The sequence below is a fragment of the Haloferax prahovense genome (assembly GCF_000723845.1).
GTDB lineage: Archaea > Halobacteriota > Halobacteria > Halobacteriales > Haloferacaceae > Haloferax > Haloferax prahovense.
In genome coordinates this window covers 2,998,531-3,012,917 of record NZ_LK053000.1, presented here as the reverse complement: position 1 = coordinate 3,012,917, position 14,387 = coordinate 2,998,531, and the positions used below count along the sequence as shown (strand labels likewise).

Sequence of the window (14,387 nt, the reverse complement as noted above, 5' to 3'; positions counted from 1 at the left end):
ACTCGCCGTTACTAACGACATCGCGGATTGCTTTCTTTTCCTGTTCCTACTAAGATGTTTCAATTCGGAACGTTCCCCATTGCGCAAGGCAATTGCGTGGGGATTCCCATTCGGAGATCCTCAGTTCTTTCCCTCCATGCGGGTCCCTGAGGCTTATCGCAGCTTGGCACGTCCGTCATCGGCTCTCGAGCCGAGCTATCCACCAGCTGGCACAGTAGCCAGTTGATATAGTCACTGTGACCCGGAGAACGGGTCCAGTGGACGCCTGGATTGCACGTACACACGGTTTCATCAAATCCCCTCGGTGACGACCCGAGGCGAATTTTCGACCCTTCCCAACCTCGCTTGCGCGGGATGGTGCATCTGTCGTCAGTATCCATTCATTCGAAACGTCTTGCCACACTTAAGGGGCACGATCGTTTCGGAGTGGAGTACTGCTTACCATGGACCCACAGGGATTCGAACCCTGGGCATCCTCCTTGCAAAGGAGGCACTCTACCACTGAGCTATGGGCCCGTGTTAGCCCTAGTAGTTCTAAGGTGTCCGAACGGGTGTCATTGGTGAACTCGGAAGATCGCGTGTGAGCCACCCCGTCGGGGTGGTCTCGGTCGTTAGGAGGTGATCCAGCCGCAGATTCCCCTACGGCTACCTTGTTACGACTTAAGCCCCCTTGCGAAGCCCAGATTCGACCACCGTGTGGTGGCCTCATCCGGACCTCACTCGGGTGCTTTGACGGGCGGTGTGTGCAAGGAGCAGGGACGTATTCACCGCACTCTATTGAAATGCGATTACTACCGAATCCAGCTTCATGAGGGCGAGTTTCAGCCCTCAATCCGAACTACGATCGAGTTTAGGAGATTAGCGTTCTCTTTCGAGATAGCAACCCATTGTCTCGACCATTGTAGCCCGCGTGTAGCCCAGCTCATTCGGGGCATACTGACCTACCGTTGCCCGTTCCTTCCTCCGCTTTAGCAGCGGCAGTCCTTCTAATGTACCCAGCCAGTCGAAACTGCTGCTGGCAATTAGAAGTGCGGGTCTCGCTCGTTGCCTGACTTAACAGGACGCCTCACGGTACGAGCTGACGGCGGCCATGCACCTCCTCTCTATAGCGTCGTGGTAAGGTCATCAACCTGACCGTCATCACTATAGTCGGAGCTGGTGAGATGTCCGGCGTTGAGTCCAATTAAACCGCAGGCTCCTCCGGTTGTAGTGCTCCCCCGCCAATTCCTTTAAGTTTCATCCTTGCGGACGTACTTCCCAGGCGGCTCGCTTCTCGGCTTCCCTACGGCACAACACAGGCTCGTAGCCTGTGTCACACCTAGCGAGCATCGTTTACAGCTAGGACTACCCGGGTATCTAATCCGGTTCGAGACCCTAGCTTTCGTCCCTCACCGTCGGATCCGTCTTCTCGAGGTGCTTTCGCCATCGGTGGTCCGTCCAGGATTACGGGATTTCACTCCTACCCCGGACGTACCCCTCGAGCCTTCCGGTCCCAAGCCACGTGGTTTTCACCGGACGCCCGCCAGTTGAGCTGGCGGATTTCCCGATGAACCTTCGTGGCCGGCTACGGACGCTTTAGGCCCAATAATATCGGTCATCACTTGAGCTGCCGGTATTACCGCGGCGGCTGGCACCGGTCTTGCCCAGCTCTTATTCCTCGACCGCCTTACAGTCGAGAAAAGCGAGGACTATATGCCCTCGCACTTGGGGTCCCCTTATCGCACTTGCGTGCAGTGTAAAGGTTTCGCGCCTGCTGCGCCCCGTAGGGCCCGGAATCTTGTCTCAGATTCCGTCTCCGGGCTCTTGCTCTCACAACCCGTACCGATTATCGGCACGGTGGGCCGTTACCCCACCGTCTACCTAATCGGCCGCAGCCACATCCTACAGCGCCTGAGCGTTTCGGGGAGTCGGCATTCCAGCATGACTCCCGTATGAACTATTAGCCTCAGTTTCCCGAGGTTATCGTTCTCTGTAGGGTAGTTTGGCCACGTGTTACTGAGCTTTTCGCCACGAGTATGAACTCGTGCAACTAGCATGGCTAAATCGGACCCCAATAGCAATGACCTCCGGCAGGATCAACCGGAATGGGTCGCGACCATTTAAACCTGGTCGCGGGGTTTTGGCGGGTGAATGGCAGCGATATGCTGTCAAATCACCGTTCAAAGGTCCGAGTTCGTATGACATCCGTTCGGATGTCACCGAACTACTAGGGCTAACATCAGATACCGTCTTGCGGCGTACCGCAGGGGCGGAATCCTCATTTCCTTCGGACCTGAACCGAGGCGATTCGTGGGTATAAACCCTTCGAACCTCCGTGGGTTCTGGTCCGGTGAGGCAGGACGCGTTGAATCGCCCTGCAATCGCGGTGTGTCGTTCGCATTCATCCGAAATGCCTTGGACCACTTAAGGCCGTCGTATCGTGGCGGCCCCCGGGAAGGTGTGTCATCCCGGTGAGCGCCTGACGACCTTGGGGTCGGGGCGTTCGGTGGAAGCTTTCGGGGGGAGTACCCCCGTGCGCTTCTTCGCATTAATCCGAATGCCGGGGATACATTTAACCCCGTTGATTTAGTGGCTCTGTGAGAAAAATAGACACGAGGCGTGCCATAACTTCACGCGCGGTCAATTGTGACATCAATTAGACTGAGCGAGAAATCAATGTATTAGTTTCGCGTGCGTGCGAGGTGTCGATAGAATCGACCCGTTGAAGTCGGTTTATAACGGGTCGCTTTATAAGGCCGGAGGTACGATTCACGTGCGAGCAATGAGTGGGCCGGCAGACTCCATCGAGATTCAGAACGTAGTCGCATCGACCGGGATCGGTCAGGAGCTCGACCTCGAAGCCCTCGCCGACGACCTCCCCGGTGCAGATTTCAACCCGGACAACTTCCCGGGCCTTGTCTATCGCACCCAGGACCCGAAAGCCGCTGCGCTCATCTTCCGCTCGGGGAAGATCGTGTGCACGGGCGCAAAGAGTATCGACGACGTGCACGACGCACTCGGAATCATCTTCGACAAGCTCCGCGAGCTGAAGATTCCCGTCGATGACGAGCCAGAAATAACCGTCCAGAACATCGTCTCCAGCGCGGACCTCGGACACAACCTGAACCTGAACGCGCTGGCTATCGGTCTCGGCCTCGAAGACGTCGAGTACGAGCCCGAGCAGTTCCCCGGCCTCGTCTATCGGATGGACGAGCCGAAGGTCGTCATCCTGCTTTTCGGTTCCGGGAAAATCGTCATTACCGGCGGAAAGCGGACCGACGACGCGGAGACCGCGGTCGAAGAGATCGTCGAGCGCATCGACGCACTCGGACTGCTCGGATAGACGCTCCCGAACTATCGATTTTTCGCCGCGTACGGACCTGAACACCCGCAAGTGTAAAATACAGAACAGTCCAACGGATGGCACATGAGTGCGCGGGAGGACGTTGCGTTCCTCGTCGGGTCGCAAAGCAGGGAGGCTATTCTCCAAGCGCTGGCAGTCGAGCCGCGTCGACCAACTGACCTCGCAGACAGCTGTGACTGTGCGAGGGAGACGGCACAGCGGACACTCGCAGGGTTTTGTGACCGCGGGTGGGTCAAAAAGACCGATGGGTTCTATCATCTCACCGCGGGTGGCGTAATGGTCCACGACCAGTACGCGGAGTTCATCGGTACGGTCGAGTGCGCCGATCGGATGAGCGAGTTCCTGGCGAACGCCGCGGAAATATGTGAGGGCGCACCGTCCGGCGTCCTCAGCCAGATGAACATCACCACCGCTGCCGACAACGACCCTCACGCACCGCTCAACAGATACCTGACCATCGTCGGAAACGAGCCGGTCGACCGCTTCCGCGGTGTCACGCCCATCGTGAGTCGGGTGTTCAACGAGTCGGCTAAAGACGTATTGGGCCCGGACACGCGGATGGAGCTCGTCGTCGACCGCGACGTCCTCGAACGGTCGATGGACGCCTACCCCGAGTCATTCGAGCGCGCACAGGACCTCGACCAGTTCGAACTCCGGGTCACCGACGAGGACCTCGACTTCGGCCTCCTACTGGTCGACGGCCACGGGGCCGTCTCCGCCTACGACAAACACGGTAACCTGACGGCCCTCGTCGATGGTGACGCCCCGGAGGTCGTCTCGTGGGTCGAGAGCCTGTACGAATCCGTCTGTTCGACATCAGTCCCGCTCGAACAACTCGAATCGTGACTCGCCCTCGACAACCGGTGGTGTGACCGATCCGGTCACACGTGATAATTCCAATCACATGCCACTGCAATAAAATATAAGAGGTCGCTCGACAGAGGTGTACTTGCAGCGGTGCAGCGTCCCCCACTAGGCGATTCGGCCCTTACGTGCTTTCGGTCGGTCCCCTGATTCCCCGTCAGGTGTCCGTGTTCTCGATGAGAACGTCTTTGACTACGTCCGGATCTTCGAGCAGTTGGTGTTTAGTGTAGCTCCCTTCCGCACTTCCGCCGCTGTGTTTCGACTGTTCGATGATATCGAGAAAGGCGTGTTCTTTCAGCAGGTCGCGGACCCGCCGAAGCGACAGGCTATCAGAACCCTGCTGCCGACAGATGTTCTCGTAAACCTCGTAGACGCGACTCGTCCGGAAGCCGTCCTGCTGTTGGTTCGAAAGCGAGAGGATCGCCAGCGCTTGTAACACGTAGCGAGAGTGCGGCGTCGACCCGCGAATCAACTCGCGGAAGCGGTCGGTCTCCGCGCGCTGTCGCGCCTGCGTGACGAAGTTCTCTCTGACCGTGCTCGCCCCCATAGATTGGGCAATCTCACCCGCGTATCGCAGGATGTCGATAGCCTTCCGCGCGTCCCCGTGCTCGCGGGCGGCGAGCGCCGCGGCCCGTGGAATCGTCGACGGGTCCAACACACCGTCACGGAACGCGTCGCTCCGCGCGTCCATGATGTCGCGAAGTTGGTTCGCATCGTACGGCGGGAAGACGAATTCGCGCTCGCAGAGGCTGGATTTCACCCGCTCGTCCATCCGGTCTTTGTACTGAATCTTGTTGCTGATTCCGATGACGCCGAGCTTACAGCCGGCGATTTTGCCGGCCTCTCCCGCTCGCGAGAGCTGCATGAGGATGTCGTCGTCGCTCAGTTTGTCGATTTCGTCGAGGATGATGAGGACGACGTCGTACAGCGAATCGAGGATACGCCACAGTCGTTTGTAGTACGTCGACGTCGAGAGTCCCTTGTCGGGGACTTTGATTCCGGTAATTGCGGTGTCGTTGACGCTATCGGCGATAGTCTGGACGGCCTGCGTCTCGGTCGTGTCCTGCGCGCAATCAACATAGGCGAACGTCGCTTTCACTCCCTCTTCTTCAGCCGTCTCGACGAGTCGCTGGGAGACGTACTTCGCACAGAGCGATTTCCCCGTCCCCGTTTTCCCGTAGATAAGGACGTTGCTCGGGCTCTGTCCGAAGATGGCGGGGTTCACCGCGGTCGCGAGATCCGAGATCTCGTCGTCGCGACCGACGATGCGACCCTCCCCCGGGAGGTGGTTTATCTCCAACAACTCCTTGTTGGCGAAGATGGGGTCCTCCCGGGTGAAGAGGTCGTCGCTGGCGTTAGGCATGTTCGCAACACACCACGTTTCCGGTGAAAGGACTTACCATTCGACGCAGCACACACACACCACGTTTCCGGTGAACGACCACGAACCCCGGTTTCCCGTCCACACGAAACGGAGGTATTGATTCACCGGAAACACGGTGTGAGGGAGTCTACCTGACCCAGCGAGGGTCGAGGAATCTCGGCTCGTCTCTCGTCCAGTAACGAGGACGAAAACGAAGACGAGGTCCGAGAGTCCGACAATACCGGTGGTAGCCACGCTGAACGTGCTCGTTGTCGTCGTAACAGAACTCAATGAACGTCGCCCGCGGTAACCGTCGATACGACCAGTAGCACAGGATCTCAGAGACCCGCGAGCACCGTTAGGAGCGGTTAGAACACCGAGAACACGTGCCTCGAGACGTATCGTTCGGGTCGACCAATACTCGAGGATCGAGTATATTCTTGTTTGCGAGTGTATCAATGGTCGGTAACACAAATAAACTATTTAATTGTTGTTATACGTGGGCTCCAGTGCCACCGACCCAGAGAAAGTGGTCAGTTGACCGTCGGTAGTTGACACAGCCCACTCGCTCACCGGAAATGTGGTGTCTCACACCGTTCCGGGGGTTCGAGTTGATATAGATAGTAGCGCGCCTCTCACGTCGTATTTCACCGGAAACGTGGTGTGTTGGTAATAAGTGGACCGATTCAGTTCAGGCCGAAAACTACGGAGAAGGCACGGGCGTCAACGGCCGCTGTTCGGCGCGTTCCCCACCGAGAGACGCTCGGGCCAGTTCATCGGAAACGTGGTGTGCGCGTGACTCCGTTCTCGTAGCTCGCCGGCGAGCCGACACCGATTCCGACGTGATTACTGCCTCCCCCCACCGTGTCGTATTTCACCGGAAACGTGGTGTCTGTCAGCGCTGCTACGTTCTCCGCTCGGTCGGTTGGCAGCGGCTGACTCGGGAATCGGCTGACTCCGAAGCGGGACCACCGCTGCAACGGCTCCCCGTTCAGTCGACGCGACGTTCAGCCGTCGGTCTCGACCGGCGGTCCCAACACTCGCAGTTCGAGATATCCTCGCCGTCGGGGTCGGATTTCGGCCTCGTATATTTCGACCAATTCACCGGAAACGTGGTGTCTCTGACCGTCTCACGCGGAGTTGCGATTCACCGGAAGCGAGGTGTGGTACTTCCCGCGGGAACGGGTCGGTGACTGACCGGTGCCGACCGACTGCCGTCGCCGACTTTTGTCGAGGTCTGCAACTCGAGTCTCGTCCTCCCGTTCACCGGAAACGAGGTGTGCATGCGACTCACGCGCACCCCGGTTCGCCCACGCTCGGAACGTTCTCCCGCGACGGACTGTGTCGATAGCGTGGCGTCAATGCAATTACCCAGGGGAACGAACCGATACCGTATGCGTGCGCTCAGTCGCGTGTGGGTGCGCCTCAGCGAAGCCGTGTCGGGCCGAAGGGACGACCGAGAGTGGTCCCTCGAGCGATCCCGTTCGACGGAGACGCGGTGGTCTCGTTCGGGAGAACGAGTCGACTGCTTCCGGTTCGACGACGGTTACGTGACCACCGTCCACTACGAAGACCGCGGGGTCACGTGGCAGTTGACCCCCGGACAGGTCCCGCTCGCGAGCGCGCTCGCGATGGCGAAACTGTACCTCGAACACGAACTGACTCCGCAGACCGACCCCGAGGGACGGCCGTTCGTCGGCCTCACCGAACGCGGTCCGGTTCAGGTGTTCGAGGAAATTCCGCCCGAACCGGTCGAATACGTCTACCTCGACGGCGTCCGGACGCTCGAGGAGTTCCCGGAGTTCCTGACCGTCAGCGACGACTTCAGGTCCGTGTTCGACCGGATGGCTCCGGCGCAGTCGAGTACGTCCCGATAGGCGAACCGCCTCGTTCTCGATAGTGCGAGTCGCTCTCGGTGTCGCAAGCCGTTTCCCCGTCGCGGCCGTACCCGCCTTCGATGACTGCCGAGGACGAGGACCCGAGTCCTCCCGACGGAGACGCCGAGGCCGACGAGGCCGACGCCTCCGCAGACGTGCTCGACCGACTGGCAGACGCGACCGACGCGTCGCCAACCGCCGCCGAGGTGACGAGCGAGGGCGACGACGGCGTCTCGCTCGCGTCGTTCTACGAGGCGCTCGAATCAGAGGGCCGACCCGTCGTGACCGCCCAGCAGGTCGCGCGGCGTCTCGGCGTCTCGCAGGCGGACGCGATGGACGGACTCGACGCTCTCGCGGATGCCGGTCGGGTCCAGCGGGTGAACGTCGAGACCGACCCGACCGTCTGGTATCCGACCGAGTGGGGCGAACTCGCCTCGCGGGAGCGGGTCGTCCTCTTCCCGAAGCGCCGCGAAATCGTCGTCGACAACCCGACCCAGTACACGCGGGCGCGACTCTCCCAGTTCGCGCACCTCGTCGATACCACCGGCGACCGCGAGGGAAGAGGCCGAGGCTACCTCTATCGAATCCGGCAGGAAGACGTGTGGCAAGCGCCCTTCGACGATGTCGACTCGCTCCTCTCGATGCTCCGGTCGGTCCTCCCCGAGCGGTCGCCGCACCTCGAAGCGTGGGTCGAAGACCAGTGGAAGCGCGCCCACCAGTTCCGCCTCTACTCCCACGAGGAGGGGTACACCGTCCTCGGAGCGGCCACGGAGAGCCTCATGGGAAACGTCGCGCTCCAGAAACTCGACGACGACCACGTCTACGCGCCCATCTCGGACACGGAGGCGTGGGTCAGAGACGAGGAAATCGCGGCGATAAAGCGCATCCTCTACGACGCGGGGTACCCCGTCGAGGACGACCGCGACCTCGAAGAGGGCGAGGAACTCGACGTCTCGCTTCACGTCGACCTCCGCGACTACCAGCGAGACTGGGTCGACCGCTTCGTCAACCAGCGCGCGGGCGTCCTCGTCGGCCCGCCCGGTGCGGGGAAGACCATCGCCGGTATCGGCGCGCTCGCCGCGGTCGGCGGCGAGACGCTCGTTCTCGTCCCGAGCCGCGAACTCGCCCGCCAGTGGCGCGAGGAACTCCTCTCGACGACCGACCTCGACGCCGACCAAATCGGCGAGTACCACGGCGGCGCGAAGGAGATTCGACCCGTCACCATCGCGACCTACCAGACCGCCGGGATGGACCGCCACCGGTCGCTTTTCGACTCGCGTCGCTGGGGGCTCATCATCTACGACGAGGCCCACCACATCCCGAGTCGCGTCTTCCAGCGGAGCGCCGACCTCCAGTCTAAACACCGCCTCGGGCTGTCGGCGACGCCCATCCGCGAGGACGACAAGGAGGCCGAGATTTTCACGCTCATCGGTCCGCCTATCGGGACCGACTGGGGGAAGCTCTTCGACGCCGGCTACGTTCAGGAGCCGGAAGTCGAGATTCGCTACGTGGGCTGGGGCGACGATATGGCCAGAAACGAGTGGGCCTCCAGCGACGGCCGCGAGCGGCACATGCTCGCCGCGATGAACCCCGGAAAGGTATTCGAGATTCGTCGGCTCCGCGCCCGCCACGCCGACTCGAAGACGCTCGTCTTCGTCGACTATCTCGACCAGGGCGAGGCGATTTCCGAGGCGCTCGACGTACCCTTCGTCAGCGGTGAGACCCGTCACCACCGCCGCGAGGCGTACTTCGAGGCGTTCCGCGACGGTGACCTCGACACGCTCGTCATCTCCCGCATCGGCGACGAGGGTATCGACCTCCCGAACGCCGGGCTCGCAATCGTCGCCTCCGGCCTCGGAGGCTCTCGTCGGCAAGGCTCCCAGCGCGCCGGTCGAACCATGCGTCCGACGGGGAGCGCACTCGTCTACGTGCTCGCCACCCGCGGGACCAGCGAGGAGGACTTCGCCCAGCGACAGATGCAACACCTCGCCGGAAAGGGGATTCGCGTCCGCGAGACGAGTTCTGACGACCTCGACACCGAGGCGAGTGACGGTGACCCCGACTCAGATGGCGAGCACTCAGCGTCTGCGGACGGTTCCGAGTCGACGATGCCCGACGAGTAACCGCACCGTCGTCGGGCGCTTGGCCGCCCGGAATGAGAATTCTTAAGTCTAACCGTAGATTGAGATTCTCTTGACCGCTCTTAGCTCAGCCTGGCAGAGCAGCCGACTGTAGATCGGCTTGTCCCCCGTTCAAATCGGGGAGAGCGGACTGAACTTCAACACCCGCGAGCGCAGCGAGCCGTGTTGCATGTGAGGGACTCCTCGACCCGATTTGAGCAGCGAGCAACGCGGAGCGTTGCGAGTGAGTTCAAATCGGGGAGGGCGGACCGTCTTCTCTCGTACTGGTCGGTTCACATCCTCACTCTCGCCCACCCGACACCAGCCACCTATTCCCGCCCACCCCACACCGTCTTCTCGACCAGCTCGACGGTCATCGGCTCGTCGACGCGAATCTGACAGGCGAGCCGCGGGTAGCCGAACCGCGCCGCGAGGTCGTCGTGCCAGTGGTCGGCCGTCGGTTCGCTCGAACGAATCCGGACGCCGCACGTGGCACAGAGGCCGCGCCCGCCGCAGTTCGCCCGCTTCGTGAGCCGTGTGTACGGTGAGAGACCGGCGTCGAGAAGCGCATCGCGGAGGACGGTCCCGCGTTCGACGCTGACCTCGGTGACACGGCCGCCGTCGGTGTCGCTGTCCCGTTCGTCGTCGGGGTCGCCACCGCGGACGCGGACCGTGGCGGTCGAGTCAGCCGGGTCGCGTTCGGGGTGAGACTCACGGTCGCTCATCTGTCGGTCGTTAGGCCCGACTCGACATGGGTGTACTCCTCTGGTTGGCTCCTCGCCCAGTGGACTCACTGACGCCTCTCCGGTGGGTTCCAGCCGTCTATGTAGAGTCCATATCCGAAGATATCAGTATTATAACGGCTTATGCCGGGCGGATTCGTAGGTGAGCGTGATGGTGACCCTCGCGTCCGCGCCGGTGTTGGTGAACGTCCGCGTCGAGATGAACGACCACGAGACGATGACGGTCGAACTGCACGAGACGAACGAAACGCGCCACCTCGTGGCCTACGAGTCAAAGCGCATCCGCGACACCCTGGCGTCCCTCTCCGCAGGCGCTCGCGTTCCGGTCGAGATGGTCCGCGCCGGCTCGCGCTCGAACGTCTGGAAGGCCGTCGCACTCCACGGTCGGCAGTCCGCTCCGGCGGACCAGTCGGCTCGGACGGCGAACTGAGGCGTCTGCGGTCCCGTCTCCTTCCCCTCACTCGCCCCGCTGTCTTCTCACTCGTCTTCTCGTCCGCCTCTCGTTCACCGGGTCCACCGGAGACAAACCGTCGGTGCTATACTTCTCGCCTGTGTCGCGCACCGCAATGAGCTTCGTCGCCGAGGTGGAAGTCCGGTTCCGCGACCACGACTCGTTCGGACACGTGAACAACGCCGTCTACGCGACCTACTGCGAGCAGTCCCGGGTCCGCTTCTTCGAGGAAGTGATGGACACGCCGCTTTCCGACCCACACATCGTCGTCGCACACCTCGAACTCGACTATCGCGCCCCCATCGAGGGCGTCGGTACCGTCGAGGTGGAGGTTGAAGCCGGCGAGCCCGGCGGCAAGAGCTTCCCCATCTACTACACGCTCTCCTACGAGGGCGAGGTCGTCGCCACCGGGGAGACGGTCCAGGTCGCCATGGACGGTGAGGGCCGCCCGACCCGCGTCCCCGACCAGTGGCGCGAGGCAATCGCGAACCAACCGTAGCTCGGTCCACTCGTCTCGTCGTCGGCGGTCATCTACCGCCGGGATGGTTCCTTTTTCCGGGCGGTCCGCGGCTCGTGAGTCGCTGAATTCGACCCACAGTGCCGAGACAGGAGAATTAAATACTCTCGTGATAATCCCCGAGTATGCCTCGGGGAACACTAGAGCACGCACGGTCGGCGGAAGCCGACGACGAGACCCCGCTGTCCCGAGCAGGCGAGCGCGTCCTCCACATCGGTCGCGACCGGCCCATCCGCATCAGCGCCGGCCACCGCCTCCTCCACCACGACGGCAAGTGTAGCCGCCCGCACGGGCACAACTACGAGATTTCGGTTCGCGTCGTCGGCGACCTCACGGACGAGGGCTGGGTCGTCGACAAGGGCGTCGTGACCGACGTCATCGACGAGTGGGACCACCGCTTCCTCGTCGAGTCGGGCGACCCGCTGGTCGAGGCGTTCGAGCGCTCCGGCGACGCCGACGGGACGGTCGTCCTCGACGCGCCGCCGACGGCCGAGGTGATGGCCGTCGTGCTCGAAGAGAAGCTCCTGTCGGCGCTTCCCGACACCGTCTCCGAGGTTTCGGTCTCGGTCAGCGAAACCTCGGAACTCTGCGCCGGCTTCTGATGCCCGTCTCCGATACCGTCGCCCGCGACGACACCGACGCCGAGGGCGACCGCCTCCCGATAAACGAGCTGTTCGCGTCGCTTCAGGGCGAAGGCAAACTCGCCGGCGTTCCGAGCACGTTCGTCCGCACCAGCGGCTGTAACCTTCGCTGTTGGTTCTGCGACTCGTTTCACACCTCGTGGGAGCCGACTCACGCGTGGATGACCCTCGACGAAATCGTCGCCGAGGTCGAGTCGCGCTCTCCCGATCACGTGGTCGTCACCGGCGGCGAACCGCTCGTCCACGCCGAGACCGACGCGCTCCTGTCGGCGCTCGCCGACGACTACCACCTGACCGTCGAGACGAACGGGACGCTCGAAACCGACGCGCCGGTTGACCTCGCGAGCATCAGCCCGAAACTCGCGTCGTCGACGCCGACGCCCGACAATGCCCCGGCCGACGTAGACCCCGGCGTCTGGACCGAGCGACACGAGAACGCCCGCGTCGACCTCGACGCGCTCGCCTCGCTGGTCGAACACGCCGCGGACTTCCAACTGAAGTTCGTCGTCACCGGCCGCGACGACATCGACGAAATCGAGTCGCTCGTCGCCGACGTGCGCGGCGTCGCGGCCCGCGAAATCCGCGACAGCGACGTGTTGCTCATGCCCGAGGGACAGACCCGCGAGCAACTCGTCCGAACCCGGACCGAGGTCGCCGACCTCGCCGCGGCGTTCGGCTACCGCTACACGCCGAGACTCCACGTCGACCTCTGGAACGACGCGCCCGAGACCTGAGTACCTCCGAAAACACTCTGAACGCACTCCGAACGAACCCCGAATACACTCCGAACGCACCCCGAACCATTCCACGACAACGATGACTACCGAGACCGATACCGGCACCACGTCCGACGAAAAGCGCGCCGTCGTCCTCCTCTCCGGCGGCATGGACAGCGCGACGACCGCCTACGAGGCCAAGGAACGCGGCTACGAACTCTACGCGCTCCACACCTCCTACGGCCAGAAGACCGAGTCGAAGGAGTTCGACTGCGCCCGCGCGCTCGCCGACGAACTCGACGCCCGCGACTTCCTCCACATCGAGACGAGCCACCTGAAGCAAATCGGCGCGTCGTCGCTCACGGACGACTCGATGGCCGTCGCCGACGCCGACATGGACGCCGACGAGATTCCAACCTCGTACGTCCCCTTCCGCAACGCCAACCTCCTGTCGATGGCCGTCTCGTACGCCGAGGCGAACGACTGCGACGCCGTCTTCGTCGGCGCGCACTCCGAGGACTACTCGGGCTACCCCGACTGCCGCCCCGAGTTCTTCGACGCCTTCGAGGCCATGGTCGATGTCGGCACGAAGCCCGACACGACTATCTCGCTGGAGGTCCCGTTCGTCCACGACTCGAAGACCGACATCGCCCGCCGCGGCCTCGAACTCGGCGTCCCCTTCGAGCACACGTGGTCCTGCTACCGCGCCGAGGAACCGGCCTGCGGCACCTGCGACTCCTGTGCGTTCCGCCTGCAGGCGTTCCAGAACCTCGGCGAGCGCGACCCGATTCCGTACGCCGAGCGCCCGGAGTACGCGGACGCGGACGCGGCGTAGCGTCGCCCCCGTGCGCCGACGACGGGGATAGACTCCGCCCGCCGTTCTACCTGTCTCCTCGCTCCCCTTTTTCACCGACCTGCGCGAATCTCGGGTCATGAGCGACGAGAAACGCCGAACCGCCGCCCAGTTCGGGAGCGCCGCCGAGTCATACTTCGACAGCGAGGTCCACCGTCTCGGCGAGGACCGGGAGACGCTCGCGTCGTGGTGCCGCGGCGCGACCCGCGCGCTCGACGTGGCGACCGGGGCCGGCCACACCGCGGGCGCGATAGCCGAGGCGGGCGTTCCCTCGGTCGTCGCGGCCGACGCCGCCCCGGAGATGGTCGCCACCGCGGTCCGCGAATACCCCGTCACGGGCGTCGTCGCCGACGCGGAGCGCCTTCCCTTCGCGGACGATTCTTTCGACGCGGCCGCCTGCCGAATCGCCGCGCACCACTTCCCCGACCCCGAGTCGTTCGTCGCGGAAGTCGCTCGCGTCCTCGAACCCGGCGGCGTCCTCGCCTTCGAGGACAACGTCGCGCCCGAGGACGCGACCCTCGCCGAGTTCCTCAACGGCGTCGAGGTGCTCCGCGACCCGACCCACGTCGAACTCCACCCGGTTTCGCGGTGGCGCGAGTGGTTCGAGGCCGCGGGCCTGTCGGTCGAAGCGGTCGAGACCGCAGCGATACGCCTCGAATTCGACCCGTGGACACGTAGGCGGCGGCCGTCACGGCACCCACGACCGCGAGCCCGTTTCCGAGAAGCGGGCGCGGCGCGCCGCTGGCGGTGAGGAAGTCGGAGACGGACATGAGCACCATGCCCGCGAGCGCGACGCCGATGCCGACGGCGGTGCGGCGGCTCACGCGCTCGTCGAGGACGGCCCACGCGCCGACAGCGACGAACAGCGGTTGGGACTGCACGAGCGTGACGCTCGCGGC

Annotated in this window: 11 protein-coding genes, 2 tRNA genes, 2 rRNA genes and 2 pseudogenes; 11 read left to right on the top strand and 6 right to left on the bottom strand. The window is 63.1% G+C overall.

What is annotated here, in order from left to right:
• The 3 genes from BN984_RS19875 to BN984_RS15140 form a co-directional block, all read right to left on the bottom strand.
• A 23S ribosomal RNA gene (locus BN984_RS19875) occupies positions 1-227 on the bottom strand; the annotation flags it as partial.
• Between the two features lie 217 nt (positions 228-444).
• A tRNA-Ala gene (locus BN984_RS15145) sits at positions 445-516 on the bottom strand.
• 97 nt (positions 517-613) lie between these two features.
• A 16S ribosomal RNA gene (locus tag BN984_RS15140) occupies positions 614-2,086 on the bottom strand.
• Positions 2,087-2,761: 675 nt separating this feature from the next.
• On the opposite strand from BN984_RS15140, the gene BN984_RS15135 reads away from it, so the two are divergent.
• Positions 2,762-3,322, top strand: a complete 561-nt coding sequence (locus BN984_RS15135) for a TATA-box-binding protein (RefSeq protein WP_004041616.1) — start codon at positions 2,762-2,764, stop codon at positions 3,320-3,322.
• 84 nt (positions 3,323-3,406) lie between these two features.
• Positions 3,407-4,189 carry a helix-turn-helix transcriptional regulator gene (locus tag BN984_RS15130; RefSeq protein ID WP_449271574.1) on the top strand — a complete coding sequence of 261 codons (783 nt, stop codon included), beginning with the start codon at positions 3,407-3,409 and terminating at the stop codon, positions 4,187-4,189.
• Between the two features lie 175 nt (positions 4,190-4,364).
• On the opposite strand, the gene BN984_RS15125 is transcribed toward BN984_RS15130, so the two are convergent.
• Positions 4,365-5,570: a Cdc6/Cdc18 family protein gene (locus tag BN984_RS15125; protein ID WP_008093732.1), complete on the bottom strand. Its 1,206-nt coding sequence runs from the start codon at positions 5,568-5,570 to the stop codon at positions 4,365-4,367.
• 1,394 nt (positions 5,571-6,964) lie between these two features.
• Between BN984_RS15125 and BN984_RS15120 the strand changes: the two genes are divergently transcribed.
• From BN984_RS15120 to BN984_RS15110, 3 genes are all read left to right on the top strand, one after another.
• The gene (locus tag BN984_RS15120) at positions 6,965-7,447 is read left to right on the top strand and encodes a hypothetical protein (protein ID WP_008093730.1); all 483 of its coding nucleotides are present in this window, start codon (positions 6,965-6,967) and stop codon (positions 7,445-7,447) included.
• Between the two features lie 80 nt (positions 7,448-7,527).
• Positions 7,528-9,570 (top strand): DEAD/DEAH box helicase, encoded by a 2,043-nt coding sequence (locus tag BN984_RS15115; protein ID WP_049968558.1) that lies wholly within the window; start codon positions 7,528-7,530, stop codon positions 9,568-9,570.
• 74 nt (positions 9,571-9,644) lie between these two features.
• Positions 9,645-9,718 (top strand) — tRNA-Tyr (locus tag BN984_RS15110).
• Positions 9,719-9,896: 178 nt separating this feature from the next.
• Here BN984_RS15110 and BN984_RS15105 read toward each other — a convergent pair.
• On the bottom strand, positions 9,897-10,292 hold the full coding sequence (locus BN984_RS15105) for a 2Fe-2S iron-sulfur cluster-binding protein (protein WP_049968557.1): 396 nt from the start codon (positions 10,290-10,292) through the stop codon (positions 9,897-9,899).
• Between the two features lie 169 nt (positions 10,293-10,461).
• Between BN984_RS15105 and BN984_RS15100 the strand changes: the two genes are divergently transcribed.
• The 6 genes and pseudogenes from BN984_RS15100 to BN984_RS15075 all read left to right on the top strand — a co-directional run.
• On the top strand, positions 10,462-10,740 hold the full coding sequence (locus BN984_RS15100; RefSeq protein WP_049968556.1) for a hypothetical protein: 279 nt from the start codon (positions 10,462-10,464) through the stop codon (positions 10,738-10,740).
• A gap of 136 nt (positions 10,741-10,876) precedes the next feature.
• Entirely contained in the window at positions 10,877-11,260 is a 384-nt protein-coding gene (locus BN984_RS15095; protein WP_049968555.1) for an acyl-CoA thioesterase, read from the top strand.
• A gap of 143 nt (positions 11,261-11,403) precedes the next feature.
• Positions 11,404-11,880: a 6-pyruvoyl trahydropterin synthase family protein gene (locus BN984_RS15090; RefSeq protein WP_008093721.1), complete on the top strand. Its 477-nt coding sequence runs from the start codon at positions 11,404-11,406 to the stop codon at positions 11,878-11,880.
• Entirely contained in the window at positions 11,880-12,653 is a 774-nt protein-coding gene (locus BN984_RS15085) for a 7-carboxy-7-deazaguanine synthase QueE (protein ID WP_049968554.1), read from the top strand. The genes BN984_RS15090 and BN984_RS15085 overlap by 1 nt, the downstream gene beginning before the upstream one ends.
• A gap of 82 nt (positions 12,654-12,735) precedes the next feature.
• Positions 12,736-13,470 (top strand): 7-cyano-7-deazaguanine synthase QueC, encoded by a 735-nt coding sequence (queC, locus tag BN984_RS15080; protein ID WP_049968553.1) that lies wholly within the window; start codon positions 12,736-12,738, stop codon positions 13,468-13,470.
• Between the two features lie 97 nt (positions 13,471-13,567).
• Positions 13,568-14,215, top strand: a pseudogene (locus tag BN984_RS15075) (class I SAM-dependent methyltransferase); the annotation flags it as partial.
• Here BN984_RS15075 and BN984_RS19995 read toward each other — a convergent pair.
• A pseudogene (locus BN984_RS19995) lies at positions 14,121-14,387 on the bottom strand (DMT family transporter); the annotation flags it as partial. The pseudogenes BN984_RS15075 and BN984_RS19995 overlap by 95 nt on opposite strands.

Excerpts from the sequence above, each read along its gene's own strand:
- BN984_RS15090 (WP_008093721.1), top strand. The coding sequence starts at position 11,404 with ATGCCTCGGGGAACACTAGAGCACGCACGGTCGGCGGAAGCCGACGAC.
- BN984_RS15130 (WP_449271574.1), top strand. The coding sequence starts at position 3,407 with ATGAGTGCGCGGGAGGACGTTGCGTTCCTCGTCGGGTCGCAAAGCAGG.
- BN984_RS15115 (WP_049968558.1), top strand. The coding sequence starts at position 7,528 with ATGACTGCCGAGGACGAGGACCCGAGTCCTCCCGACGGAGACGCCGAG.
- BN984_RS15125 (WP_008093732.1), bottom strand. The coding sequence starts at position 5,570 with ATGCCTAACGCCAGCGACGACCTCTTCACCCGGGAGGACCCCATCTTC.
- BN984_RS15100 (WP_049968556.1), top strand. The coding sequence starts at position 10,462 with ATGGTGACCCTCGCGTCCGCGCCGGTGTTGGTGAACGTCCGCGTCGAG.
- BN984_RS15095 (WP_049968555.1), top strand. The coding sequence starts at position 10,877 with ATGAGCTTCGTCGCCGAGGTGGAAGTCCGGTTCCGCGACCACGACTCG.
- BN984_RS15085 (WP_049968554.1), top strand. The coding sequence starts at position 11,880 with ATGCCCGTCTCCGATACCGTCGCCCGCGACGACACCGACGCCGAGGGC.
- BN984_RS15105 (WP_049968557.1), bottom strand. The coding sequence starts at position 10,292 with ATGAGCGACCGTGAGTCTCACCCCGAACGCGACCCGGCTGACTCGACC.
- BN984_RS15135 (WP_004041616.1), top strand. The coding sequence starts at position 2,762 with ATGAGTGGGCCGGCAGACTCCATCGAGATTCAGAACGTAGTCGCATCG.
- BN984_RS15120 (WP_008093730.1), top strand. The coding sequence starts at position 6,965 with ATGCGTGCGCTCAGTCGCGTGTGGGTGCGCCTCAGCGAAGCCGTGTCG.
- queC (WP_049968553.1), top strand. The coding sequence starts at position 12,736 with ATGACTACCGAGACCGATACCGGCACCACGTCCGACGAAAAGCGCGCC.